At 72.2% G+C, this 24,092-nt stretch carries 21 protein-coding genes and 1 pseudogene; 11 read left to right on the forward strand and 11 right to left on the reverse strand.

Annotation, left to right across the window (positions count from 1 at the left end):
* Positions 1-112 precede the first annotated feature (112 nt).
* The 5 genes from UW392_RS43570 to UW392_RS43590 all read right to left on the reverse strand — a co-directional run bounded on the left by UW392_RS43570 (position 113) and on the right by UW392_RS43590 (position 3,389).
* Positions 113-1,096 (reverse strand): iron-siderophore ABC transporter substrate-binding protein, encoded by a 984-nt coding sequence (locus tag UW392_RS43570; RefSeq protein WP_320780852.1) that lies wholly within the window; start codon positions 1,094-1,096, stop codon positions 113-115.
* Entirely contained in the window at positions 1,093-1,950 is an 858-nt protein-coding gene (locus tag UW392_RS43575) for an ABC transporter ATP-binding protein (protein ID WP_320780853.1), read from the reverse strand. The genes UW392_RS43570 and UW392_RS43575 overlap by 4 nt, the downstream gene beginning before the upstream one ends.
* A 100-nt stretch (positions 1,951-2,050) precedes the next feature.
* On the reverse strand, positions 2,051-2,326 hold the full coding sequence (locus tag UW392_RS43580; protein WP_320780854.1) for a DUF4190 domain-containing protein: 276 nt from the start codon (positions 2,324-2,326) through the stop codon (positions 2,051-2,053).
* 2 nt (positions 2,327-2,328) lie between these two features.
* Positions 2,329-2,493 carry a hypothetical protein gene (locus UW392_RS43585; RefSeq protein WP_320780855.1) on the reverse strand — a complete coding sequence of 55 codons (165 nt, stop codon included), beginning with the start codon at positions 2,491-2,493 and terminating at the stop codon, positions 2,329-2,331.
* Between the two features lie 131 nt (positions 2,494-2,624).
* On the reverse strand, positions 2,625-3,389 hold the full coding sequence (locus UW392_RS43590; protein ID WP_320780856.1) for a FadR/GntR family transcriptional regulator: 765 nt from the start codon (positions 3,387-3,389) through the stop codon (positions 2,625-2,627).
* A gap of 236 nt (positions 3,390-3,625) precedes the next feature.
* Here UW392_RS43590 and UW392_RS43595 point away from each other — a divergent pair, with 236 nt between their 5' ends.
* Genes UW392_RS43595 through UW392_RS43620 form a run of 6 tightly spaced genes read left to right on the forward strand, consistent with a single transcriptional unit; the run spans position 3,626 to position 9,728 of the window.
* On the forward strand, positions 3,626-4,996 hold the full coding sequence (locus UW392_RS43595; RefSeq protein ID WP_320780857.1) for an MFS transporter: 1,371 nt from the start codon (positions 3,626-3,628) through the stop codon (positions 4,994-4,996).
* Positions 4,993-6,726: a dihydroxyacetone kinase family protein gene (locus UW392_RS43600; protein ID WP_320780858.1), complete on the forward strand. Its 1,734-nt coding sequence runs from the start codon at positions 4,993-4,995 to the stop codon at positions 6,724-6,726. Before UW392_RS43595 ends, UW392_RS43600 begins: the two co-directional genes overlap by 4 nt.
* Positions 6,727-6,737: 11 nt before the next feature.
* On the forward strand, positions 6,738-7,232 hold the full coding sequence (locus UW392_RS43605) for a ribose-5-phosphate isomerase (protein WP_320780859.1): 495 nt from the start codon (positions 6,738-6,740) through the stop codon (positions 7,230-7,232).
* Positions 7,232-8,026: a triose-phosphate isomerase family protein gene (locus UW392_RS43610; protein WP_320780860.1), complete on the forward strand. Its 795-nt coding sequence runs from the start codon at positions 7,232-7,234 to the stop codon at positions 8,024-8,026. The genes UW392_RS43605 and UW392_RS43610 overlap by 1 nt, the downstream gene beginning before the upstream one ends.
* Positions 8,023-8,853: a sugar phosphate isomerase/epimerase family protein gene (locus UW392_RS43615; RefSeq protein ID WP_320780861.1), complete on the forward strand. Its 831-nt coding sequence runs from the start codon at positions 8,023-8,025 to the stop codon at positions 8,851-8,853. Before UW392_RS43610 ends, UW392_RS43615 begins: the two co-directional genes overlap by 4 nt.
* Positions 8,853-9,728, forward strand: a complete 876-nt coding sequence (locus UW392_RS43620) for a phosphogluconate dehydrogenase C-terminal domain-containing protein (protein ID WP_320780862.1) — start codon at positions 8,853-8,855, stop codon at positions 9,726-9,728. Before UW392_RS43615 ends, UW392_RS43620 begins: the two co-directional genes overlap by 1 nt.
* Positions 9,729-9,797: 69 nt before the next feature.
* Here UW392_RS43620 and UW392_RS67140 read toward each other — a convergent pair.
* Positions 9,798-10,024: pseudogene (locus UW392_RS67140) on the reverse strand (sulfonate ABC transporter ATP-binding protein); the annotation flags it as partial.
* Positions 10,025-10,342: 318 nt separating this feature from the next.
* On the opposite strand from UW392_RS67140, the gene UW392_RS43630 reads away from it, so the two are divergent.
* The 3 genes from UW392_RS43630 (at position 10,343) to UW392_RS43640 (ending at position 15,056) form a co-directional block, all read left to right on the forward strand.
* Positions 10,343-11,293: an SPFH domain-containing protein gene (locus tag UW392_RS43630; protein ID WP_320780863.1), complete on the forward strand. Its 951-nt coding sequence runs from the start codon at positions 10,343-10,345 to the stop codon at positions 11,291-11,293.
* Positions 11,294-11,385: 92 nt separating this feature from the next.
* Positions 11,386-11,580 carry a hypothetical protein gene (locus UW392_RS43635; protein WP_320780872.1) on the forward strand — a complete coding sequence of 65 codons (195 nt, stop codon included), beginning with the start codon at positions 11,386-11,388 and terminating at the stop codon, positions 11,578-11,580.
* 167 nt (positions 11,581-11,747) lie between these two features.
* Complete coding sequence (locus UW392_RS43640) at positions 11,748-15,056, forward strand: hypothetical protein (protein ID WP_320780864.1); 3,309 nt, start codon at positions 11,748-11,750, stop codon at positions 15,054-15,056.
* A gap of 33 nt (positions 15,057-15,089) precedes the next feature.
* Here the strand turns inward: UW392_RS43640 and UW392_RS43645 are convergent, their stop codons facing one another.
* The 3 genes from UW392_RS43645 to UW392_RS43655 all read right to left on the reverse strand — a co-directional run bounded on the left by UW392_RS43645 (position 15,090) and on the right by UW392_RS43655 (position 17,952).
* Positions 15,090-15,824, reverse strand: coding sequence for an SDR family NAD(P)-dependent oxidoreductase (locus UW392_RS43645; RefSeq protein ID WP_320780865.1), 735 nt, complete (start codon positions 15,822-15,824; stop codon positions 15,090-15,092).
* An 81-nt stretch (positions 15,825-15,905) separates the two neighbouring features.
* The gene (locus UW392_RS43650; RefSeq protein WP_320780866.1) at positions 15,906-16,736 is read right to left on the reverse strand and encodes an MBL fold metallo-hydrolase; all 831 of its coding nucleotides are present in this window, start codon (positions 16,734-16,736) and stop codon (positions 15,906-15,908) included.
* A 139-nt stretch (positions 16,737-16,875) separates the two neighbouring features.
* Positions 16,876-17,952, reverse strand: a complete 1,077-nt coding sequence (locus UW392_RS43655) for a RimK family alpha-L-glutamate ligase (RefSeq protein WP_320780867.1) — start codon at positions 17,950-17,952, stop codon at positions 16,876-16,878.
* A gap of 288 nt (positions 17,953-18,240) precedes the next feature.
* On the opposite strand from UW392_RS43655, the gene UW392_RS43660 reads away from it, so the two are divergent.
* Positions 18,241-19,215: a helix-turn-helix transcriptional regulator gene (locus tag UW392_RS43660; protein ID WP_320780868.1), complete on the forward strand. Its 975-nt coding sequence runs from the start codon at positions 18,241-18,243 to the stop codon at positions 19,213-19,215.
* Between the two features lie 942 nt (positions 19,216-20,157).
* Complete coding sequence (locus UW392_RS43665) at positions 20,158-22,665, forward strand: Pls/PosA family non-ribosomal peptide synthetase (protein WP_320780869.1); 2,508 nt, start codon at positions 20,158-20,160, stop codon at positions 22,663-22,665.
* 77 nt (positions 22,666-22,742) lie between these two features.
* Here the strand turns inward: UW392_RS43665 and UW392_RS43670 are convergent, their stop codons facing one another.
* On the reverse strand, positions 22,743-23,855 hold the full coding sequence (locus UW392_RS43670; RefSeq protein WP_320780870.1) for a sensor histidine kinase: 1,113 nt from the start codon (positions 23,853-23,855) through the stop codon (positions 22,743-22,745).
* Positions 23,852-24,092, reverse strand: a 241-nt coding sequence (locus UW392_RS43675) for a response regulator transcription factor (protein WP_320780871.1), incomplete at its 5' end; no start/stop codon positions are given. The genes UW392_RS43675 and UW392_RS43670, both read right to left, overlap by 4 nt.

Below are 24,092 nucleotides of genomic sequence, written 5' to 3' on the forward strand. Positions count from 1 at the left end.
CGCCCCGCCGGCCCGCGGCGGCGGGGGCCGGCGGGGCGCCGGCGGGGGCGGGCGGACGGGGTGCGGGGGTCTTCGCGGCGACGGCCATGGCTGCTCGGTGCTTCCGCTCGCGCTACTTCGCCGTCAGCGCGTCGACGACGGCGTCGACGTACGCCTCCATCGACCCGGGGCCGCCGAACATCCAGATGCCGTCGGGCAGCCGGTGCACGTCGCCGTTCTTCACGAACGGCAGCGACTTCCACACGGAGTTGTTCGCCAGCGCGCCCGCGAACGGGGTGGCGCTCTCCTCCTCGTCGCTGCCTATGTAGGCGAACCGGACGTCGTCAGGGAGCTCGGTGAGCCCCTCGACGTCGGTGGCGCCGAGCCCGTAGCTCTCGTCGCCCTCGACCGTCCAGGCGTTCTCCAGGCCGAGCTCCTCGTTGACGGTCCCGATGAGCGAACCGCTGGTGTAGGGGCGGACGGAGACCTGGCCGGAGGTGACGTAGCCGTCGGCGAAGGCGATGGGGGTGCCGTCGAGACCGGCGTCGGCGAGGGCCTTCTTCCCTTCGGCGAGCTTCGCGTCGAAGGACTCGTTGACCTTCTCGGCCTGCTCGGTGGTGCCGGTGGCCTCGGCGATGAGGTCGATGTTCCCCTTGATCAGCCCGAGCTGGTCGGCGGCGTCGGCGGACTCCACCTCCAGGACCGGGGCGATCTCGCGAAGCTGCTTCAGGGCGGCCGCGGACAGGTCGGTGGTGGCGACGACGAGGTCGGGGGAGAGGGCGGCGATGGTGTCCATGCTGGGCTCGCCCCGGGTGCCGATGTCCTTGGGCTCGTTCTTCAGCGGTACGGCGGAGTCCCAGGTCCGGTACCCCTTGACGTCGGCGACGCCCACGGGCTCCACGCCGAGCGACACGAGGCTCTCGACGACGTTCCACTCGGTGGCGACGACCTTGGTGGCGGGGCCGTCGAGCTCCACCTCCGTGCCGTTCGCGCCGGTGAGGGTGATCGGCTCGGCGGACTTCTCCGCGCCGTCGGCGGCGGGCTCGGTGGTGCCGCAGGCGGCGAGGGCGAGCGCGGCGGCGCCGGCGGCGGCCGCGGTGAGGAGGTGGCGTCTCATGAGGGGGTGCCGAGCCTTTCGCTCCGGGTGTGGTGGCGGCCGATCGGGCGGGTGCGCAGCCGGCCGGTGAGGGGGTCGGTGACGACGTCGATGCGGATGCCGTAGACGGTGCTGAGGCGTTCCGGCGTCAGGACGTCCTCGGGCGGTCCGTCGGCGAGGATGCGGCCCGCGTCCAGCAGGGCGATCCGGTCGGCGACGGCCGCCGCCTGGTCCAGGTCGTGCAGGACGACGCCGACGGCGATGCCGTGGTCGTCGGCCAGGTCGCGCATCAGGTCGAGCAGCTCGACCTGGTAGCGCAGGTCGAGGTAGGTCGTGGGCTCGTCGAGGAGCAGGACGCCCGTCTCCTGGGCGAGGCAGCTCGCCAGCCAGACGCGCTGGAGCTGCCCGCCGGACAGCTGCTCGGCGCCGCGGCCGGCCAGTTCCTCGACGCCGGTCAGCCGCAGGGCGCGGTCGACCGCGGCCGCTCCGTCCGGGTCGGGCCGCCCCCAGCGGCCCCGGTGCGGATAGCGGCCGAACTCGACGACGTCCCGGACGGTCAGTCCGCCCGGCGTCGGCCGCGTCTGCGTCAACAGGGCGACATGCCGCGAGAACTGACGGGCCGTCAGGGAAAGGCCGTCGGTGTCCCCGTCGATCGTCAGGGAGGCGCTGCGGGCCCGCTGCAGGCGCGCGATCGTGCGCAGCAGCGTCGACTTGCCGCTGCCGTTCGGGCCCACCAGGGCGGTCACTTCGCCGGGCCGGAGGGTGATGTCCGCCGCGTGGACGACGTCGACGCCGTCGTACGAGACGGTCACCTCCCGGGCCGACAGCTCATGGCCGCGCAGGGGTGCGCGGGGAGCGTCTTCACCAGGTCTCACGAGGTGAAGGTTAGCCTAGCCTTAGTTCGGTTGGTCACGGGGTGTCCCGACCGTCCGCCGATGTCTGCCGTGTCTGCCCTGTCTGCCGTGCCTGTCGTGTCTAGGAGCTCCAGAACGTCAGCGGGTCCGTACCGTAGACGGCCACCAGTACGGCCAGGAGGGCCACGTCCGCGATGCCGAGCGCGAGACCCAGCCGGGCGCGCGCGGGGCGCGGCGTGCCGCGGCGCAGCGCCGTCACGGCGAGCCAGATGGCCAGGGGGCCGAGTACGAGGTTGAGTACGAGGAGGCCGGCGAGCCCGAGGGTGAACGACGCCACCGCCATCCCCTCGGTGTCCCGCCGTCCCGCCTCGCGCGTGGGCGCCGCGGTCAGCCGCATGGTCACCCCCTCCCCGTCCGGCCGCGGCGGGACCGTTCCCGTGCGGCGAAGACCAGGAGGTACGCCGCGATCAGGCTGCCGACGACCAGGGTGACGGGCAACGGCAGGTAGGCCGCGGCGCCCACGAGGGCGCCGAGCACGAGCAGGGCCATGACAAGGGCGAGCATGGACTACCTCCGTCCGGGCGTGGACGCGGACACCTGCGGGAGCTGCCTCGACGCATGCATGACACGGCGGGTGTCCAGGATCGGCCGGCTCACGCCCGGGAGATCGCCCGGGGCGGGCCCGGGCGGCGCGTTCAGTCGTGGTCCGCGTCCATGGACGCCCGGAGTCGCGCGCTCGCCATCCGCATGTGCTCGGCCATGGCGCGGTCCGCGGCCTCCGGGTCGCGGTCGCGGATGGCCTCCAGGACGGCGTCGTGCTCACAGAGGGTGCCGGTCACGGTCCCCTCGATGTCGCTGACGCGCTCCATCCAGACCTGGAGCAGCGCGCGAATGCTGTGCAGGATGTCGCTGAGCACGGTGTTGCCGGCGATGCGCGCGGTCTCCAGGTGGAAGGCGATGTCCGCGTCGATGAAGGCGCGTACGTCACCGGCCGCGTCCCGCATGTGCCGCAGGTGCTCCTCGAGCAGGGCGACGTCCGCGTCGGAGGCGCGCTCGGCGGCCAGGCGTGCGGACACCCCCTCCATGTAGGTGCGCACCTCCACCAGGTCCCGGGTGCGGCGCTGGCCGAGCATCAGGCCCCAGTTGATGGCGCGCGGCAGGAACTCCGACGTCCCCTCGCGCACGTACGACCCCGAACCCGGCCGGATCTCGACGATGCCGAGCACGTCCAGCGCGGACAGCGCGCCGCGGACGCTGGAGCGTGCCACGCCGAGCGCCTCGGCCAGCTGCCGTTCGGCGGGCAGCCGGGTGCCCGGCCGGATGTCGCCGGAGGACAGGTGGTCGAGCAACCGCTTGGCGACCTCGCTGACGGAGGACTCCCGCACCACGGGACGCAGGAGTTGCGCGAGATCGGAGGGGGCGGCGGGGGTCTGCTGATCAGGCTGACTGGTCACGGCCACCAGTCAACCAGATGGGTGCTTTCTCTGTCTGACCAGCCAGTTCAACAGTGACACGGGCGACGTTTGTCAAGGGTTGATCGCGCCTTCACTTTGAGACGGTCGCCACATTGGTAAATTGGTGACCAATTTGGGGTTCGAGGCATAGCGTGAAGCCGATCCGGTCGGCCGTGTCCGAAAACGAGCCACCGGCGAGACCCATCCCGGACGGAGCTGTCCGGGCGAGCCGAGGAGTCGTCATGGTCGCCGACGCGCCATCCGCGGCAGTCGAGAGAACTGCCATCAAGAAGGTCTCAGTCCGCCTCGTGCCCTTTGTGGCCCTGATGTTCTTCGTGAACTATCTGGACCGCACGGCCGTCTCGTTCGCGGAACCCAACGGCATGGGGCAGGACCTCGCGCTGACAGCCGCCCAGTTCGGCTTCGCCTCAGGAATCTTCTTCCTCGGCTACATCGTCCTGGAAGTGCCCAGCAACATGGCACTGCACCGCTTCGGTGCCCGCCGCTGGCTCTCCCGCATCATGGTGACCTGGGGCATCGTCTCCCTGCTGTTCACCTGGGTCAGCAGCAGCGAGCAGCTCTACGTGCTGCGCTTCCTGCTCGGTGTCGCCGAGGCGGGCTTCTTCCCCGGCGCCATCCTGTTCCTGAGCCAGTGGGTGCCCTCGCGCCACCGTACGAAGATCCTCGGACTCTTCTACCTGGCCCAGCCGCTGACCACCGTCTTCGGTGCCCCGCTCGCGGGCTACTTCATCGGCCACGACGGGCTCTTCGGCCTCGAGGGCTGGCGCGTGATGTTCCTGTTCGTCTCCCTGCCGGCGATCCTGCTGGGCGTCGTCGCCTGGTTCTACCTGATCGACCGCCCCGCCGACGCCAAGTGGCTGACGCAGGACGAGAAGGACTGGCTGACGCGCGAACTGGAGACGGAGAACGCGGGCAAGACCGGTGGCGACGACCACAAGCACGGCAAGGGTGAGCTGAAGGCCGCCTTCACCAACGCCCGCGTCTGGATCCTCGCGCTCGTCTACTTCGGCTTCGTCTACGGCCTGTACGCGCTCGCCTTCTTCCTGCCGACGATCATCAACGGCTTCCAGGAGCAGTACGACACCACCTTCAGCGTCATGGACAAGGCGTGGATCACCGCGATCCCGTACCTGCCCGCCGCCATCGTGCTCTTCTTCTGGTCCCGGCACGCCACCAAGCACGGTGTCCGCACCTGGCACATCGCCGGACCGGCCGTCGTCGGCGGTGTGTCCATCCCGCTCGCGCTGTACATGGGCTCGCCGGCCGCCACGGTCGCCGTCATCACCATCACCGCCTGCGCCATCTTCGCCGCCCTGCCCGTCTTCTGGTCCGTGCCCTCGCGCTTCCTCACCGGAGCCGCCGCGGCCGCCGGCATCGCCCTGATCAACACGGCGGGCAACGTGGCCGGGTTCGCCTCCAGCTACATCACCGGCTGGCTGAAGGACCTCTCCGGCGACTACTACGTACCGCTCTACCTGGTCGGCTTCTTCATGCTCCTGTCGGCCGCGCTGATGGTGTGGCTGGCCTCCCGCGGTGGCACCGGCGCGCCGACGGCCGACACCGAGCACAAGCAGATGGAGACCACTCGATGACCCGCCTGTTCAACGACCCCGCCGCCTTCGCCGACGAGGCGCTCGAGGGCTTCGCCGCCGCCCACAGGCGCTGGGTGCGGCCCGTCACCGGCGGTGTCGTCCGTGCCGGAGGCACCCCGCAGGGCCAGGTCGCCGTGGTGATCGGCGGCGGCTCGGGCCACTACCCGGCCTTCTCCGGCCTGGTCGGCCGGGGCCTCGCCCACGGCGCGGCCGCCGGCAACGTCTTCGCCTCGCCCTCCGCCCAGCAGATCCGCAGCGTGGCACGGGCCGCCCACGGCGGCGCCGGCGTGCTGCTGATGTACGGCAACTACGCCGGTGACGTCCTGCACTTCGGCCAGGCCGCCGAACGCCTGGCCGGCGACGGCATCGACGCCCGTACGTTCGCCGTCACCGACGACATCTCCAGCGCCTCGCCCGAGGAGGCGGCCAAGCGCCGCGGCATCGCCGGTGACCTGCCCGTCTTCAAGGCGGCGGCCGCCGCGGCGGAGCGCGGCGCGGACCTGGACGAGGTCCTGCGCGTCGCCGGGCACGCGAACGCCCGCACCCGCTCCTTCGGCATCGCCTTCTCCGGCTGCACCCTGCCGGGCGCCGACGAGCCCCTCTTCACGGTCCCCGAGGGCCGGATGGCCGTCGGCCTCGGCATCCACGGCGAGCCGGGCATCGGCGAGGAGGCGCTCCCGACCGCCGACGAGGCGGCCCACCTCCTGGTCACCAGCCTGCTCAAGGAGATCCCCGAGGGCGTCGACGGGCCCGGCGGACAGCGCGCCGCGGTCATCCTCAACGGCCTCGGCTCCGTCAAGTACGAAGAGCTCTTCGTCGTCTACCGCAAGGTCGCCCAGCTCCTCGTGGACGCCGGTGTCGAGATCGTCGACCCCGAGGTGGGCGAGCTCGTCACCAGCTTCGACATGGCGGGCATCTCCCTCACGCTCACCTGGCTGGACGACGAGCTGGAGGAGCTGTGGCGGGCCCCGGTCGACGCGCCCGCCCACCGCAAGGGCGCCTTCACCGGGCCCGAGGCGGAGCCGGCCGCGGCCGTGGCGGTCGACCTCGCCGAGGACGAGACCGTCCCCGAGGCCTCCGAGGAGTCCCGCCGGGCCGCAGGTACCGCCCTCGCGGCGCTGACCGCCGTGGCCACCACGGTCGACACCCACGTCGAGGAGCTCGGCCGGATCGACGCGGTCGCCGGGGACGGCGACCACGGCATCGGCATGCAGCGCGGCTCCACCGCCGCCCGGCGCGCCGCCGTCGCCGCCCACGACCTCGGCGCGGGCGCGGGCACCGTGCTCATCAGGGCCGCGGACGCCTGGGCCGACAAGGCCGGCGGCACCTCCGGCGCCCTGTGGGGCACCATCCTCCGCGCGATCGGCACCGCGCTCGGCGACCAGGACAAGCCCACCGCGGACTCCGTGGCGCACGGCGTCTCGGAGGCGTCCGCCGGCGTCCGGCGGCTGGGCGGCGCCGAGGTCGGCGACAAGACGATGGTCGACGTCCTCGTCCCGTTCGCCGACACCCTCGCCGAGCTGGTCGCCGCGGGCACCCCGCTGACCGACAGCTGGGACCGCGCCGCGAATGCCGCCGAGGCGGCCGCCGTCGCCACCGCCGACCTGCTGCCCCGCAAGGGGCGCGCCCGGCCGCACGCCGAGAAGTCCCTCGGCACGCCCGACGCCGGCGCGCACTCCCTGGCCCTGATCACCCGCGCCGTGCACGGCGTGCTGCTCAACCACCACTGAGGAAGACCCACATGAGCGAGAACCTTCAGAAGCTGCGCATCGTCGTCGGCTGCGACGACGCCGGTCACCAGTACAAGGAAGCCCTCAAGAAGGACCTCCAGGGCAGCGACCTGGTCGCCGAGGTCTTCGACGTGGGCGTGGACGCCGACGGCCACACCGCCTACCCCAAGGTCGCGATAGCCGCCGCCGAGATGGTCGCCCGCGGCGAGGCCGACCGGGCCCTGCTGGTCTGTGGCACCGGCCTGGGCGTCGCCATCGCGGCCAACAAGGTCAAGGGCATCCGCGCCGTCACCGCCCACGACTCCTTCTCCGTCGAGCGGTCGGTCCTCTCCAACAACGCGCAGGTCCTGACCTTCGGCCAGCGCGTCGTCGGCCTGGAGCTCGCCCGCCGCCTCGCCAAGGAGTGGCTGACCTACCGCTTCGACGAGACCTCCGCGTCCGCCGCCAAGGTGCAGCTCATGTGCGACTACGAAGAGGCCCCCGACGACGCTGAGGCCGCGGCCTGATGTCCACGCCCCCCACGTCCCCCCTCACGCTGGGGGTGAGCCTGAAGATGTACTTCGGCCACCACCAGACGCTGAACTGGGCCCGGAAGATCGCCGCACTGGCCGACCGCCATCCCGCGGTCACCTCCGGCGCGGCCCGGCTGTTCGTCCTGCCGGCCTTCCCCACGCTGGTGCCGGCCGCCGGGATCCTGGCCCCCTCCGGGATCGCCTTCGGCGCCCAGGACATCGCCACCGAGGACTCCGGCCCGTACACCGGTGAGGTCAGCGGCTCCGTCCTCAAGGAGATCGGCTGCCGCTACGCCGAGGTCGGCCACGCCGAACGCCGCCGCCTGTACGGCGAGGGCGACACCGTCGTGGCCGCCAAGACGGCCGCCGCGCTGCGCAACGGCCTCACCCCGGTGCTCTGCCTCGGCGAGCGCGACCAGGTGAACCCCGAGGAGGCCGCCGAGCGCACGGTCGCCGAGGCCGAGCGCCTGCTGCAGGGCCTCGACGGCGAGGTGATCCTGGCGTACGAGCCCCAGTGGGCCATCGGCGCCCCGGAGCCGGCCTCCGCCGAGCACATCGCGACCGTGTGCACGGCCCTGCGCCGCTGGCTGGAGACCCGGCCGGGCAACGCCGGTTCCTCCGTCATCTACGGCGGCAGCGCGGGCCCCGGCCTGCTGACCCGCCTGGACGGCGCCGCCGACGGCCTCTTCCTCGGCCGCTTCGCGCACGACCCGGCGAACGTCGAGGCGATCCTCGACGAGATCCAGGCCCCCGAGACCGCTCCGGCCCCCGTGGCGGTGGCGTCATGACGGCCTACGGCATCAGCACCTACGCCTACTTCTGGCGGATCAGCGGGCGGGCCCCCGAGCCGATGACGCTCACCGCCATGCTCCAGGACACCGCGGACCTCGGCGGCCAGGTCTTCCAGATCTGCGACTACGCGCCGGTCGAGTCGTACGACGCGGCCCAGCTCGCCGACGTCCGGGCCACCGCCGAGGACCTCGGCCTGCGCCTGGAGCTCGGCACCCGCGGCGTCCGCACCGCCCACCTGGACAAGTACCTGGACATGGCGGGACAGCTGGGCGTCACCCTGGTCCGCTCCATGCTCAACACGGTGGACCACCAGCCGGGCATCGACGAGGCGACCGCCCTCCTGAAGGAGTCGGTGCCCCGGTACGCGGACGCGGGCGTCACCCTCGGCCTGGAGACGTACGAGCAGGTCTCCACCGACCACCTGCTGACCGTGGTCCGCGCCGTCGACGACCCGCACCTGGGCGTCGTCCTCGACCCCGGCAACAGCGTCGCCCGGCTGGAGCGCCCCGTCGACGTGGTCGCCGCGACCGCGCCGTACGTGGTCAACATCCACGTCAAGGACTTCTCCTTCACGCGCCGGGACGGCTGGGTGGGCTTCACCTACGCCGGCTGCCCGCTGGGCGAGGGACTCCTGGACTACGACGGCATGATCGCCGCGGTCCGCGCCGCCCGGCCGGAGCACGCGGACGGCATCAACCAGATCGTGGAGCACTGGCTCCCGTGGCAGGACGAGGGTTTCGACACCACCGCCCGGCTCGAACACCAGTGGACGCAGCACAGCATCGAGACTCTTTTGAGCACCACCCTTCTGAGGAGCAAGTAATGGCCACCGAGAACCAGACCCAGACTGACGTGCAGACCGTCGCGGTCATCGGGGCCGCCGGCAAGATGGGCCAGCGCGTCTCCAACAACCTGGTCGAGAGCGACTTCCGGGTGCTCTTCAGCGAGGCCTCGCCCAAGGGCCAGGAGCTCATCCGCGACCTCGGCCGCGAGCTGACCGAGTCCGCCGACGCCGTGGCCCAGGCCGACGTCGTCATCCTCGCCGTGCCGGACGTCGTCCTCGGCAAGGTCTCCGAGGAGCTCGTGCCGCTGATGAAGCCGGGCACGATCGTCCTCACCCTGGACCCGGCCGCCGCGTACGCCGGTCTGCTCTTCGAGCGCGAGGACATCCACTACGCCTGCGCCCACCCCTGCCACCCGTCGGTCTTCCTGGAGCGCACCACCAAGGAGGAGTGGCAGGACACCTTCGGCGGCATCGCCGCCCCGCAGGAGGTCGTGGCCGCGTACGAGGGCGGCGACGAGGCCAAGCAGAAGCTGGCCGACTCCGTCATCCGCGTGATGTACGCGCCGGTCGTCGACGTCCACTGGGTGACCGTCAAGCAGCTCGCCGTCCTGGAGCCGACCCTCGTCGAGACCATCGCCTGCATGGTCGGCGCCCTGCTCACCGAGGCCCTGCACGAGACGGTCCACACCGTCGGCGTCCCGGAGAAGGCCGCCCGCGCCATGCTCCTCGGCCACACCCAGGTCGCCCTCGCCAACACCCTCAAGGGCTCCAACCCGTTCTCGGACGCCTGCCTGATCGCCATGGACTACGGCCGCGAGTCGATCGTCCGCGACGACTGGAAGAAGGTCTTCGAGGACGAGGAGCTCGACAAGGTGATCACGCGCATGCTCAAGATCAAGGAAATCAAGCGGTAAGGCTCCGCTGGGGGCGCGGTGCACTGCTGCGGGGCCGTTGTGGCTGGTCGCGCGGTTCCCCGCGCCCCTTCAAGGCGAGATCTCGCTGAGGTCCACTCCCCGGTGGCCGAGCAGCCTCCCCCCCAGAGCCGCGTACCCGTTGCTGCCGTGCCGTGGCGGCGCGGTGCCGGGAGGTCCACGGGGAGGTCGGCCGTGATCCGGCCCCGGTCGAGCACGACGACCCGGTCCGCGAGCGCGATCGCCTCGTCGACGTCGTGCGTGACCAGGAGCACGGCGGGCCGGTGCCGCTCGCGAAGGGCGGTGTGGGCGCGGGCTTCAGCTACACACCGCGGTGGCGACGCGCATCAGATCGATGGCCCGCCTCTTTCGGAACTGCGGGGACGTCCGCATGCCGCCGAAGCTAGTGGGACGTCGAAGAACCGGTCAATACGAGGCCGTCGGCGCGGGGGCGAATGCAACGACACCGGCGCGGGCGTGCCACGTGCCCGCAACAACCGGCGTCGGCGCATGGCATGGAGGCCGGGTAAAGTGATATCACTTAGATAGATGGCGACGTTCTGGTCTGTCAGCCCATCAGCCCATCAGTGCATCAGCCGAGGAGACCGGGGGATCCCATGTCCGCTGCCACGCCCACGCCCACGCCCACACCTGTAGACGTAGACGCTCCTGAGATGCCGGCCCCGCGCGTGCGGGAGTTCACCGCGCGCAGCATCGGCGGCGGGCTCGCCCTGCTGCTGGGGCTCGTCGGGCTCCTCGGCGGGGCGGGCCTGGTCGTCCTCGGAGCGGTCTCCGAGGCGACGGCCGCCAAGACCGTGCTGATCATCGTCGGCATCCTCGTCGGCGTCGCCGCGTTCCTGGCGATGTGCGGGCTCAACATGGTGGCGCCGGGCGAGGCCCGCGTCGTCCAGCTCTTCGGCCGCTACCGCGGCACGATCCGCGAGGACGGGCTGCGCTGGGTCAACCCCTTCACCACCCGCACCAAGATCTCGACGCGGGTGCGCAACCACGAGACCGCCGTGCTGAAGGTCAACGACGCGTACGGCAACCCGATCGAGCTGGCCGCGGTCGTGGTCTGGAAGGTCGAGGACACCGCGCAGGCCTCGTTCGAGGTGGACGACTTCCTGGAGTTCGTCGCCACCCAGACCGAGGCGGCCGTCCGGCACATCGCGATCGAGTACCCGTACGACGCGCACGGCGAGGACGAGCTGTCGCTGCGCGGCAACGCGGAGGAGATCACCGAGAAGCTCGCCGTCGAGCTGCACGCGCGCGTCGATGCGGCCGGTGTGAAGATCATCGAGTCGCGGTTCACGCATCTCGCCTACGCTCCCGAGATCGCCTCGGCGATGCTCCAGCGGCAGCAGGCCGGCGCCGTCGTGGCGGCCCGGCGGCAGATCGTGGACGGCGCGGTCGGCATGGTGGAGGCGGCGCTCGCGCGCATCGCCGAGCGGGACCTGGTGGAGCTGGACCAGGAGCGGAAGGCGGCGATGGTGTCGAACCTGCTGGTGGTGCTGTGCGGGGACCGGGCGCCGAGCCCCGTCGTGAACGCCGGGTCGCTCTACCAGTGACGTCGACCGGTCCGGACACCCCGGAGAGCGAGCCGCCCCCGGACACCCGGGAGGGAGCGACCGGGCGGCGGCCGCGGCAGCAGCGCAAGCAGGTGCTGCTGCGGCTGGACCCGCTGGTCCACGACGCCCTGGCCCGCTGGGCCGGCGACGAGCTGCGGTCGGCCAACGCGCAGATCGAGTTCCTGCTGCGCCGGGCGCTCGCGGACGCTGGCCGGCTGCCCCGCGGCACCGGCCCGCTGCCGCGGCGCGGGCGGCCTCCATCGGGGGAGCCGGACGGCCCTACGTGATCGTCGAGCCGTCCGTCGACTCCGCGATCCAGTGGTCATCCGTTGTGGTGATTGCGGTCTGATAGCCGCACCGGGCCCGTCCGAGGGCGCCCACGCTGAACGGCATGTTGTTGCGGTCTCCTTCCTCGGGCCCTGGCCGATGGCGTCAGGTCAAGCGGAACACGGCGTTGGCCGGACTGGGTGCGGCGGCGGTGCTGGTGCCGGTATGGCTGGCGTACGACGGTATCGGCAAGAAGGACGTCATCGGCATCCTGCTCGGCATCCTCGCGCTGGCCGTGGCCGTCGCCGACTACCTGCGCGGGGACAGCGGCCCCCCGCTCTCGCCGGCAGCCCAGGCCGACGACCTCGCGCGCACGGTCGAGGACCAGTGGTCGGACGAGGCCAGAGCGCGCAGGCTGCGTGACCCGTGTGTCCTGCCACTGACCTGGACGGCAGCCGACCCGGCCGTCCAGTCGACCGCCGACCGCCGCGTCCGCCTGCGTCTGGACGGCCGGCTGAACGGTGACTTCGACAGCATGACCACCCAGCTCGCGGAGGGGTACCGGGGACTCCCCGCCGGCCGTCTGGTAGCCGTCGGTGAGCCGGGCTCGGGCAAGACCGTGCTGGCCATCCTCCTCGCCCTGGGACTCCTGGGCCGCCGGGGTGCCGGCGAGCCGGTTCCGGTCCTGCTCGCGGCGTCCTCATGGGACCCCGTCTCCGAACCGCTCGACGACTGGATGGTCCGCACCCTGGCGGACACCTACTACCGGGGCCGCTCCGACACCCCCCGGGCGCTGCTGGACCACGGCCTCCTCACACCGATCCTCGACGGCCTCGACGAGATCCCCGAGTCCGCACGCCGCGGTGCCGTCCGTGCCATCAACCACGCCCTCGGCGCCGAGCGCCCCATCGTCGTCACCTGCCGGGCCGTGGAGTACGGGGACGTGATCGCGGCGGGCTCCCCCACTCTGCGCCGCGCCCCGGTGGTCCGGGTCGTTCCGCTCGCCGTGGCCGACGTCGTCACCTACCTCCGGGCCGTCGACTGGCCGGATCCGACGACGCGCTGGGACCAGGTGTACGGCCACCTCCGCACCGCCCCGCCGGACTCCCCGGTCCGCACCGCGCTGTCCACCCCGCTGATGGTGTCCCTGGCGCGCCTGGTCCACCAACGTCTCGGCGGATCTCCCGCCGAACTGCTCGACCTCTCCCGGTTCGACTCCCGCCATGCCGTCGAGGACCATCTGCTGGACCGCCTCATCGACGCGGCGTACGCGCCGGACCGGCTGCCGTCCGGCCGGCCGACGGGCGAGCCGCCTCGCTGGGACACGGCCGAGGCCCACCGCTGGCTCACCTACCTCGCCCAGTACCTCCACCGGCACCGCGAACGGGACCTCGCCTGGTGGCAGATGAGTCAACGGCTCCTGTCGCCGTGGTCGGCGCCGGTGCTGGGCCTCGTGCTGGGGACGACGCTCATGGCGGTGGTGACGGTGTGGCTGTCCAACTCCGGCCTCTGGCGGAAGAGCTACGGCGTGACGGACGCTGTCTCGGCCGGAGCGGCTTTCTCGTCGGCCTTCAGCGTCTCTGCCCTGGTGGGAACGGGGACGGCGATCCTCGTGGTGATCGTCTGGTATGCGGCCACCGGCACGGCCCCCGGCCAGCTGTCGCTCACCCTCCGCGGTTCCCTGCGCAGACTGCGCCGAGGGGCCGCCACCGGTGTGGCGGTGGCTCTCGTTCCCGCTGTGCCCATCGTGCTCGGGCAGGCCGTGGCCATCTCGCTCAGCAAGCAGGGCTGGACCTTCGGCGTTTCGACGGAGTTCTTCCAACTGCTGGGCCTGGTGAGCGCGCTGGCGTTGACGGTCGGCCTCGCGGTGGCCGTCCATGACTGGCTCACCGCACAACCGGAGCGTGCCGCCCAGATCACGCCCAACCAACTGCTCCGACAGGACCGGAACTCAGCGGTGTTCGGCGCCCTGGCCGCGGGCGTGGTGACCGCGCTCATCACGAGTTCCGCCCTGATGCCCGTCCTGGCGGCGAGTGATATGTCCGCGACGGCGTTCATGGGCTGGCTCGGCGAGCCGCACTACGCTGATTTCCTCGCGTTCCGGGACTACGAGTTGTCCTACGACCTCCGGACATTCCTGATCGTCGAGACGGCCGGGGTGCTGCCCGGAGCCGTCTGCGCGATCCTGGTGTTCCTGTCACGGGCATGGCCCCGTTTCCGGCTGGCGGCGCTCTCGCTCGCCGTACGGGGCTCCTTGCCCTGGCACCTCGTCGATTTCCTCACCGAAGCCCGACGGCGAGGGGTGCTACGTCAGTCAGGAGGCGTGTTCCAATTCCGGCACATCCGCCTCCAGGAACGACTCAACGACCAGCCGCAGCAGCAGCAGCCGGCGCCTACCCGTCTCCGTCGGCGCGCGATCGGCGTCGCCGTGGGAATCATGGCTGTGGTTTCGGTGATGCTGGTGGCCGCGTTGCCGGAGGATGGTTCACGGGCGACCATTCTCGTTCGCGGGGTGCCTGCGGGTAATGACGGCTATTTCGTCACTTCGCTCAGTTCGAACGGGCGATGGCTCGTGTACCTCCGCAAGAGGGAGTTGCGAAGTGATGGCGCAACGAAACACGATGGCGTCTGGGTACTCGACCTGGGGTCCGGAGGCAAGCGGACTGCCGAGAAGCGCCTGGATGATGCAGTGTCCCGGAGTCTTCTCCGCGGAACGGGTCTTGCTTATGCGCTGAGCGCGGATGGCGGTTCGCTCACCACCGTCTCCCACCGCAGGACGGGGGCGATCGTGACGGAGGTCTGGTCGGTCAGAGGAGCCAACCGGCGCAAGTCACGGTGCACTCTCCCCTACAACGGAGAGAACCCCCCAACGGCGATCAGTCCGGACGGCGGCCGGCTGGCAGTGGGTGAGCAGGACTTCGGTGGGGAAGGGCGCATTCACCTGTGGGATCTGGCCGCCTGCCAGGCGGATCCCATCACGCTGAAGGTTCCACGGTCGAGATCGACGAAGCTGGAATTCATCTCGTTCGATCCGACGGGGGAGGCGGTCGCGGCAAGCCTTATCAGTGACGACGAGGACGGGACGAATCCGAGCACGCTGTTGTGGGATCTGTCGGAAGAAGGGCCGGCCCGTCATGTGCCGGGCCGCGGCAAGGTGCTGTATGGCCTCGCTTTGAGTCGCCATGGCAGCAGTATCGTGTTCAACGACAACGAAGACCAGGAGGGAGTGAGTATGTGGAACGCGTCGTACTGCAAGGAGATCTGCATGATCGACGGACATGCTCCCCTTGTGTTCGACGATGACGGCCGTGTTCTGGCCACCTCCTCGGGTGACGAAGTCCGCCTGTGGGATGCGCAGAACGGGAAGGCCCTTGAAGGTGGCACCCTGCTCGCGAGTGGGGATGTCCTGGAGATCGCTTTCGGGCCTGAAGCCCGAACTCTCACCACACTGACCTCGGACGGTGTGGTGAAACGCTGGGGCGTCCCCCGTGTCTGACATCGCGCCTGCCCGAGCACCGGCGAGCCGTGCTCAGAGCCCGCCGGCGACCCTGAGCACGGCTCCGCTCGCGTACGACGCGTCGTCCGACAGCAGCCAGGCGACCGCTCCGGCGATCTCCTCCGGCTGTCCGGCGCGTCCCAGGGGGACGGTCGCGGCGATCCTGGCGGGGCGCTGCGGGTCCTCGTGGAAGTCGGTCCACACGGTGCCGGGGGCGACGCAGTTGACGCGGATGCCGTCGGCGGCGACCTCCTTGGCGAGGCCGACGGTCAGGGCGTCCGTGGCGGCCTTCGTCGCGGCGTAGTGCACGTACTGGCCGGGGCTGCCGAGGGTGGCGGCGGCGGAGGAGATGTTGACGATGACGCCGCCGCCCGTGCGCGTCATGTCCCGTACGGCCCGCCGGGCGCAGAGCAGGTAGCCCAGGACGTTGACCTCCAGCGCACGGCGCATGCCCGCGGCGTCCGCGTCGGCCAGCCGGCCGTTGGGCCCGCTGATCCCGGCGTTGTTGACCAGGCCCGTCACCGGACCGAGTTCGGCGGCGGCGGCGTCGAAGAGGCCCTCGACGGACGCCTCGTCGGAGGTGTCCACGGCCACGGTGACGCAGCGCCCGCCGAGCGCGCGGATCTCCTCGGCGACGGCCTGCGCCGCCGGCGTGTCGGAGCGGTAGCCGAGCACCACCGCGTGGCCGTCGCGGGCGAGGCGCCGGCAGACGGCGGCCCCGATGCCGCGGCTTCCCCCGGTGACGACGGTGACGTTGCGCTCGGACACTCGAACCCCCTGGTGACTCGGTCGTTCCCGGCGTCCGAGCCTACGGGGCCGTGCCCGCCGGGCGGGCCGGCGGGGCCGGTGTCACGTCCCCGCCCCGATGGTCACGCGCTCGCCCGGGGTGCAGTCCACCAGGCGAGCGTCATGACCGCGCCGTCCGGCCTCCGCGACGAAGTCCCGGAGCGGGGAGCGGAAGACGGAGTAGTCGCCGTAGTGGACGGGCAGCGCGCGACGCGGCCGCAGCAGGTCGAGCAGGTCGGCACCCTGTACGCCGTCCATGGTGACCACCAGGCCGCCCGGCAGCGTCGTGCCGCCGAGGTGCAGGACGGCCAGGTGGATCTCCGGGCACCGGGTGGCGATCTCCCGCAGACCGTCGTACACCAGCGTGTCGCCGCTGAGGTAGAGCACCAGCCGGACCTCGCCCGAGCGGTCGCCGAACTCCAGCAGGCTGCCCATCACCGGCGGCAGCAGGGCCCGCACCGGGCCGAGCGCGTGCCTGCCCGGCAGCGCGGTGACGCGCACCGACGAGTCGCCGTGCAGCACGGTCCGGCGCTGCCAGGTGCGCAGACCGGTCGCGCGGTGGAAACCGAACAGGCCCCGCAGGACCCGGGAGGCGTGCGGGGTGGTCACGAACGGCAGCCCCTTGTCCAGCCCCCGCCGGGCCACCCGGTCGAAGTGGTCGCCGTGCAGGTGGGAGAGGACCACCGCGTCCAGGTCCGCGTGGGGCAGCTCCGCCACGTCCAGCGCGGGCTCGGTCAGCCGGCGGGAGGTGAGCCCGTAGCCGAGGTGGACGAGCTGCCCGCGGTGCAGGAAGTTCGGATCGGTGAGCAGCGTGAGCTCCCCGTAGCGGATCAGCAGGGTGGCGTTGCCGATGAAGAGGATCTCCACGGTGCCCTCGGGCGGTGTGTGCCGCACGGCCGACTCCCTCCGTCGCCCGGTCATCCCCCGTGTCCGCCGCCCCGAGTATCCGCCAGGTGCGCTTTATACCCTCGGTCCGCGCGCAGCCCCGGTACGCCTCGCGCGCCACGAGGCCGTGACGACGTGCCCGGTCGTGTCAGCGCCCGGACCGGCTCGGTGCGCCGCGGACGGAGGAGGAGCGGTCCGGGACGGCCCGGCTCGACGGGACGTCGGGGGTGGCAGTGGCGGTATCGGGCGGCCTGCGGTCGGGGCACCTCGCCGGGCGGCCGGACGCGTCGGCGGCGGCCAGCCGGGCGCGGCAGGCCGCCACGACGGCGGGTACGACCGTGCCGTCGAGCGGCGGACGCCAGCTCACATTGGCGTTGACCTCGCACACGGTGAAGCCGCCGTCGGCCTCGAACAGCAGGTCCACCCCGGCCACCCCCAGGCCCAGGGCCCGCGCCGCGCGTTCGGCCAGTGCCTCACCCTCCGGGTACCGGCCGAGGCAGGGCGTGCCCGTGCCGCCGAGGGAGAGGTTCGACTTGAACGAGCCGCAGGCACCGGTACGGACCTGGGCGGCGGCCGTGCGCCCGTCCACGACGATCACCCGCAGGTCCCTGCCGTGCGAGTGGGCCACGTAGTCCTGGAAGAGGTAGGGCACGTCGGCGGCCAGACAGCCGTGCACGTCCCGCAGCGTCGCCGCGTCCGGTGCCAGGAAGACGCGCCGGCCGCGGTGCCCGCGCACCGCCTTGACCACGCACGGCTCGGGCACCCCCGCGGCGATGGCCTCGCCCAGCTCCGCCGCGGTGTAGGTGCGGGTGTCGGGGACCGGCAGCCCGGCGAGCGCCAGCTCCTGCAGGTGCCAGAACTTGTTGACGCAGGCCAGCACCGCTTCCACGGGGTTGACCAGCGCCGCCCCCATGGCGCGCAGCTGCCGCAGCAGCGTCGCCTCGCGGTCGCAGCTCAGCTGGGGCGTCGACAGCCGCGCGTACACCACCCGCGGCGCCGCCAGCTCCGCACCGTCCATGCCGTGCAGCGTCAGGTCCCCGGCCCGCAGCCCCAGCAGCAGCCGGGAGCTGTGCACCACCGCGCAGTCGGGCCCGAACTCCCGGCCCAGCGCCTCCCCGAGGACACCGGTCACCCGGTCCTGGTCCAGGTCCCGGCCCAGCAACAGCCACACCGCCGCCTCCGGGGACGGCACCGACGTACCCTGCGGGCCTGCTGCTCGCACCATGTTCCGCTCCTGATAGGCGTCTGCCCGTGCTCATGCACGGCGCCTTAACGAGACCGGGTCGCACCGCGTCACGTAGGCTGCCCCCTTTCGTTCCCGCCCCACGCGGACGCGCACCCGCGGCCGCGCGGGGCTCCCGCACCGGTCCGTTCCGCGGCGGACCGGAGTACCGTCGGCGACGAGCGGGCCGGGCTGCCCCGAAGGGCCCGGCAGGGCGGGCGGGGGAGGCGGGAGGAGGGCGTGCCGCACGACGACCTTCCTGGTCATGGTCATGAGGCGAGAACCGAGGGGGTGTCCGAGGGGAGACCCGCGGGGAGGCCGTCCCGCTTCGTCACCGCCGACCGGGAGCGGGCGCGCGAGTTCCTCGCGGAGGCCTACAACGGCGTGCGCGTCACCTGCACACCCGTCGCGGGCACCGTCGCGACGCTGACCCGGATCGACGCGGGACCGCTCACCTTCACCGACCTCACCTCGCGGCCGGAGGCCGCCTACGCCGTCGACGGCGGGGACACCGTCGTCGTCCTCACCCTGCTCGAGGGCACCATCGAGAGGGACCGCGGCACGGGCACCGACCGGTACGGCCGCGGCGACGTGCTGCTGGCCGCCGCCCCCGCCCTGCGTCACCGGGGCCGCGCCCACCAGGTGCGGGCACAGACGCTCCAGCTGCCCGCCGCGCTGCTCACCGACGTCGCCGGGGCCGCCCCGGACGGGGCGCCCGTCCGGTGGTCGTTCCTGTCCCAGCACCCCGCCGGGCCCCGGGCCGCCGCGCAGTGGCGCCACGCGCACGTCTACGCCATGGGCCTGCTGCGCATGCCGGCCGCCGTCGCCAGCCCCCTCGTCATGGGCCACGCGACCCGGCTGCTGGCCGCGACGGCCCTCGTGGTCTTCCCCAACACCCTCACCGGCACCGGGTTCGCGCCCGCGGAGCACACCGGCCCCGTTCCCCACCTGGTGCGCCGCGCCACGCAGTACATCGAGGACAACGCGCACCGGGACATCACCCTCGCGGACATCGCCGGGTCCGTGCGCCTCACGCCCCGGGCCGTGCAGTACGCCTTCCGCCGTCACCTGGACACCACGCCCATGGCCCATCTGCGGCAGGTCCGCCTCGCCCAGGCGCACGCGGACCTGAGGACGGCCGGCCCGGGCAGCGGCGTCACCGTCGCGGGCATCGCCGCCCGCTGGGGCTTCGCCAACCCCGGCCGTTTCGCCGCCCTCTACCGCCGCACCTACGGCACCAACCCCCGCGGCACCCTGGACGGATAGCGGCCCGCCGTCCCGTCGGACACGGAGGAGGCGGCGGCCGGCCCCGCGACCGCGAGTTCGGCGTGTTCCGCCGAATGGGTGAGGGAACCCCGCCGGAATGCGCTAAGGTGGATCTTGAGCGCGCCGCGGAAGCAGCAGGAACGCAGCGGCAGTTGCCTCACGCGTCGGTGGTCCAAGGAAAGACGCCCCGCTTCCTGCGGGGAAATGCAGGTGCAAGGCCTGCCCGGCGCTCCACTGCGAGACCCCGCTTCTGATCACGTCAGGGCGGGGTCTTCGTCGTCCGGCACCGGTCCGCCACCGGTCTGGTCCAGCGGGGCAGGTGGAAACCACCGGCATCCCACTACCACAGACCGGGACGCACCGCCTCACCCGGCGGCGATTCCGGCCGGGTGAGGCGGAGACTCCAGCCACTTGGAAGCCTGGAAGCGACCGTTCGGCCGGGCTTCTCCAGCGACCTGCCGGATGTCGTCCGTTCCACGGCGCTCCGATCCTTGAAGACATGACATTCCAGGCTTGGCCGGTCGCCGGACGAATGCGTTCGAGTTCTTCCCCCGGCGGGACGGCCACGGCCTGCGGCGCCGGCCGGGCACCCTGCGGGAGAGCTGCGGCACCGCCGTCCGGGCCGGTGGCCGCCCGCGTGCCGTCGGCACGTCCGTACGGGAGCCGGTGAGCGTTCCGGCATCCGCCCGCACCGCCGTACCGCGCCCCGATGTCCGGGGCGGTGTGCCGCTGTCGCCGCAGTGCCGCTGCGGCGCGGCCCCGCCCTCCGCCGACCGCAGTCCACGCCCACAGCTCCCGGCTGCCGTCGGTGACGCGGCGGCGCCGATGACGCCATGACGGCTCAGGCCCGAGGACACCGGGCCTCCGGTGCCCGGTTCTCGTCCATCGGCCGGGCCCGACGCTCCCCATCCAAATAATTGTGATGTACAAGGAGTTCGAACAGTGAACCGTTCAGACCATGTCTCGACGGCCGAGGCGGTCGGGGCCGCGCCCGTACCGGGCGCCCGCGCCGAACCCGAGGCCGGCCTCGAGAGCCATCTCGCCGAGGTGCTGGCCGAGGTGGTGCGCACCGAGCGGGTGGCGGCCGACAGCAACTTCTTCGACGACCTGGGCGCCGACTCCCTGGTGATGGCGCACTTCTGCGCACGGGTCAGGAAGCGTGCGGACCTGCCGTCGGTGTCGATGAAGGACATCTACCGGCACCAGACGGTGCGCAGCCTCGCGCAGGCGCTCGCGGCCCCCGTCCCCGCCTCCGCGGCGCCACCGCCCCCGGCGCCGGTCGACGTCGTGCCACCGGCCGAGGTGAGCGGGGCGAGCCATCTCCTCTGCGGCACGCTGCAGCTCCTCGCCTTCCTCGGCTACGTCTACGTCAGCGCGCTGGTCATCGCCCTGGGCTACGACTGGGTCGCCGCCGGCTCGGGCCTCCTGGCGAGCTACCTGCGGGCCGTGGTGTACGGCGGCGCGGTCCTCCTGGGCGTGTGCGTCCTGCCGGTCGTCGCCAAGTGGACGCTCATCGGCCGCTGGACACCACGCCGGATCCGCGTCTGGAGCCCGGGTTACCTGCGCTTCTGGCTCGTCAGGACGCTGGTGCAGATCAACCCGCTGGTGCTGTTCGTCGGCTCGCCCCTCTACACGCTCTACCTGAGGGCACTGGGCGCGAAGATCGGGCGCGGCACCGCCGTCTTCTCCACGCACGTCCCCGTCTGCACCGACCTGCTCACCGTCGGCGAGGGCACGGTCATCCGCAAGGAGGCCTACTTCCCCTGCTACCGGGCGCACGCCGGATGGATCCAGACCGGTCCGGTCACCCTGGGCAGGGACGTGTACGTCAGTGAGGTGACGGTGCTGGACATCGACACCTCGATGGGCGACGGGGCCCAGCTCGGCCACGCCTCCTCCCTGCACCCCGGGCAGTCGGTGCCGGAGGGACAGGCCTGGCACGGTTCCCCGGCGCAGCGCTGCACGACCGAGTACAAGACGGTCGCCCCGGCCCGCTGCACCGCCTGGAACCGTTTCTCCTACGGCAGTGCGCAGCTCCTGGGCGCGCTGCTGCTGTACGCGCCGCTGACCGTCGGCGGCATCGGCCTGGTGACCGCCGAGCTCCCGCAGCTCGGAATGTTCACGACCACCGCCGCGGTCTCCGTGTTCAGCTGGTCCTTCCTCGCGGACGCCCTGCTGGTGTCGTTCGTGCTCTACTTCGGTGCCCTGCTCGCCGGCCTCGTCCTGGTGGCCACGGTGCCCCGGCTGCTGCACCTTCCGCTGAAGGCGGACCGGACCTACCGGCTCTACGGGTTCCACTACTCGCTGCACCGGTCGGTCGCGCGCCTGACCAACGTCAAGTCCTTCACCCGGCTGTTCGGCGACAGCTCCCCGATCGTCCCCTACCTGCGCCTGGTGGGCTGGGACCTCTCCGGTGTGGAGCAGACCGGCTCGAACTTCGGCACCGACGTCAAGCACCAGGACCCGTACCTGAGCGCCGTCGGCACCGGCACCATGGTCGCCGACGGGCTGTCGATGCTGAACGCCGACTACTCCGGGAGCTCCTTCCGCCTGTCCCGGGTCACCATCGGGGCGCACAACTTCCTCGGCAACCACGTCGCCTACCCCGCCCACGGCCGGACCGGCGACAACGTCCTGCTGGCGACGAAGGTGATGGTGCCCGTGGACGGCCCCCTCCGGGAGAACACCGGGCTGCTCGGCTCGCCGCCCTTCGAGATCCCCCGGACCGTCGAGCGCGACGCGGCCTTCGACCACCTCCGTGACGGGGCGGAGCTGCGCCGCCGGTTGAAGGCGAAGAACCGGCACAACGCCGTGACCCTGGCCTCGTTCCTGTGCGCCCGCTGGCTGCACACCTTCGTCCTGCTGGCGTTCTTCTGGGCGGCGGCGTCCCTGCACGGCTCCCTGCTCGCGACCGCCACCGCGATCGCCGGGGCCACCGTGCTCGCCCTGCTGTTCACCATCGGCTTCACGGTCGTGTCCGAGCGGGCCACCACCGGTTTCCGCCGGCAGCACCCGCTGTACTGCTCGATCTACCACCCGGACTTCTGGCGGCACGAGCGCTTCTGGAAGCACCAGGCACTGGAGCTGAAGCTGCTGAACGGCACCCCCTTCAAGGGCCTGTTCTGGCGCGCGCTGGGAGTCCGCGGCGCCCGGCGGCTCTTCGACGACGGCTGCAGGATGCCCGAGCGCACCCTGATCACCCTCGGGGACGACTGCACCCTCAACAACGGCGCCGCCCTCCAGTGCCACTCCCAGGAGGACGGCACCTTCAAGTCCGACCGCATCACCCTCGGCGCGGGCTGCACGGTCGGTACGGGGGCCGTGGTCCACTACGGCTCGACCATGGGTGACGGCGCCTCGGTGGCCTCCGACTCCTTCCTGATGAAGGGCGAGCAGGTGGCGCCCGGCACCCGCTGGGCGGGCAACCCCGCACGGGAGGCCCGCCGGTGACACGCGTGCGGTGAACCGGCAACGGCGAGGGCCCCGGCGGGGAGGACACCTGCCGGGGCCCTCGCCGTCCGCCGGCGTCACCGCGCCGTGTCGGGCGGCAGCTCCAGACGGAGTTCGTACCCGCCGCCCGCGGTGGGCCCCGAGGTCACGGTGCCGCCGAGGAGCTCGGCGCGCTGGCGCAGGCCCGCCAGGCCGTGGTGGGCGCCGGGCAGGGTCAACGCCGGCCGGCTGGCGGGTGTGTTGGTGACGGTGGCGTGGACCGTGCCGTTCACCTGGTGGACCCGGACGGTCGCCATGGCGCCCGGGGCGTGTTTGCGGACGTTGGTCAGGGCCTCCTGGACGGTGCGGTAGACGGCCCGCTGGACCGGCGGCGGCAGCGTGCCGGGCAGGTCCGTGTGGAGCTTCGCCTCGATGCCGCTGCCGCTGACCAGGTGCCGCAGGTCGGCGAGCGAGGGTTGCGGGGTCAGCTCGGTGGGACGGCTGCCGGAGGCGCGCAGCACGGTGATCATGTGCCGCAGTTCCTCCAGGGTCTGCACGCTGAGGCGCCGGATGGTGGCCGCGGCCTGCCGGGTCTCCTCGTCCCGGGTGCCCACCTGGAGCGCTCCGGCCTGCACGGCGATCAGGCTGACCTGGTGGGCGACCATGTCGTGCATCTCGCGGGCGAGCTGGGCGCGTTCGCGGGCCAGCACGCTCTGGGCGGTGAGCAGCCGTTCGTGCTCGCGGGCCTCGGAGATCTCGGCGAGCCGCAGCGACAGTTCCCGTCTGGCCTGGACGAGCTGGCCGAGGAAGACGGGGGCGGTGGCCCACGCCAGGGTGTGGGTGAGGTCCTGGGCGTTGAGGTTCTGGGTGAAGTCCACGTGCTCCGGCACCCACCACCGGAACGGCAGGAAGTCGCTGACCGCGTACACGACGGCGCAGGCGGCCAGCAGGGAGCGGTGGTGGTTGAGCGAGGACAGCGTGTAGAGCGCGGCCACCGGGGCGAACACCGCGTCGGTGAACAGGGCCGAGAGGAGGGTGACGAGGAAGGTGACCAGAGGGAGGTGGCGGCGCAGCGGCAGGACGAAGGCGGCGATCAGGGCGCACGCCATGCCCTGCTCGTAATCAGGGGAAACGTTTATTCGTACGTCCGTCAGCGCGGCGACGACGAGGGCGGCGTCGATCAGCGGGGCGGGCAGGCGCCGGGCGGTCATCCGGTTCCCCCGTCCTGTGCCGCCGTCCTGAGCAGACCGGCGCGTTCGGCCACGAGCGCCGCCTGCACCCGGCTGCCCACCTGCAGCTTGGCGAGAATGGCGGTGACGTGGCCCTTCACGGTGCCCAGGCTGAGGTGGACGCGGGCGCCGATGTCGGTGTTGGCCAGTCCCTCCGCCATCAGGACCAGCACCGCCCGCTCCCGCTCGGTCAGCCGGGCCACCAGCCGCAGCGCGGCG

The sequence above is a fragment of the Streptomyces sp. CRN 30 genome, from assembly GCF_034105845.1.

Bases quoted from the DNA above. Each gene is read 5' to 3' on its own strand.
- UW392_RS43615 (WP_320780861.1), top strand. From the start codon at position 8,023: ATGACGGCCTACGGCATCAGCACCTACGCCTACTTCTGGCGGATCAGC.
- UW392_RS43585 (WP_320780855.1), bottom strand. From the start codon at position 2,493: ATGCTCGCCCTTGTCATGGCCCTGCTCGTGCTCGGCGCCCTCGTGGGC.
- UW392_RS43570 (WP_320780852.1), bottom strand. From the start codon at position 1,096: ATGAGACGCCACCTCCTCACCGCGGCCGCCGCCGGCGCCGCCGCGCTC.
- UW392_RS43610 (WP_320780860.1), top strand. From the start codon at position 7,232: ATGTCCACGCCCCCCACGTCCCCCCTCACGCTGGGGGTGAGCCTGAAG.
- UW392_RS43630 (WP_320780863.1), top strand. From the start codon at position 10,343: ATGTCCGCTGCCACGCCCACGCCCACGCCCACACCTGTAGACGTAGAC.
- UW392_RS43595 (WP_320780857.1), top strand. From the start codon at position 3,626: ATGGTCGCCGACGCGCCATCCGCGGCAGTCGAGAGAACTGCCATCAAG.
- UW392_RS43620 (WP_320780862.1), top strand. From the start codon at position 8,853: ATGGCCACCGAGAACCAGACCCAGACTGACGTGCAGACCGTCGCGGTC.
- UW392_RS43670 (WP_320780870.1), bottom strand. From the start codon at position 23,855: ATGACCGCCCGGCGCCTGCCCGCCCCGCTGATCGACGCCGCCCTCGTC.
- UW392_RS43580 (WP_320780854.1), bottom strand. From the start codon at position 2,326: ATGCGGCTGACCGCGGCGCCCACGCGCGAGGCGGGACGGCGGGACACC.
- UW392_RS43605 (WP_320780859.1), top strand. From the start codon at position 6,738: ATGAGCGAGAACCTTCAGAAGCTGCGCATCGTCGTCGGCTGCGACGAC.
- UW392_RS43600 (WP_320780858.1), top strand. From the start codon at position 4,993: ATGACCCGCCTGTTCAACGACCCCGCCGCCTTCGCCGACGAGGCGCTC.
- UW392_RS43655 (WP_320780867.1), bottom strand. From the start codon at position 17,952: ATGGTGCGAGCAGCAGGCCCGCAGGGTACGTCGGTGCCGTCCCCGGAG.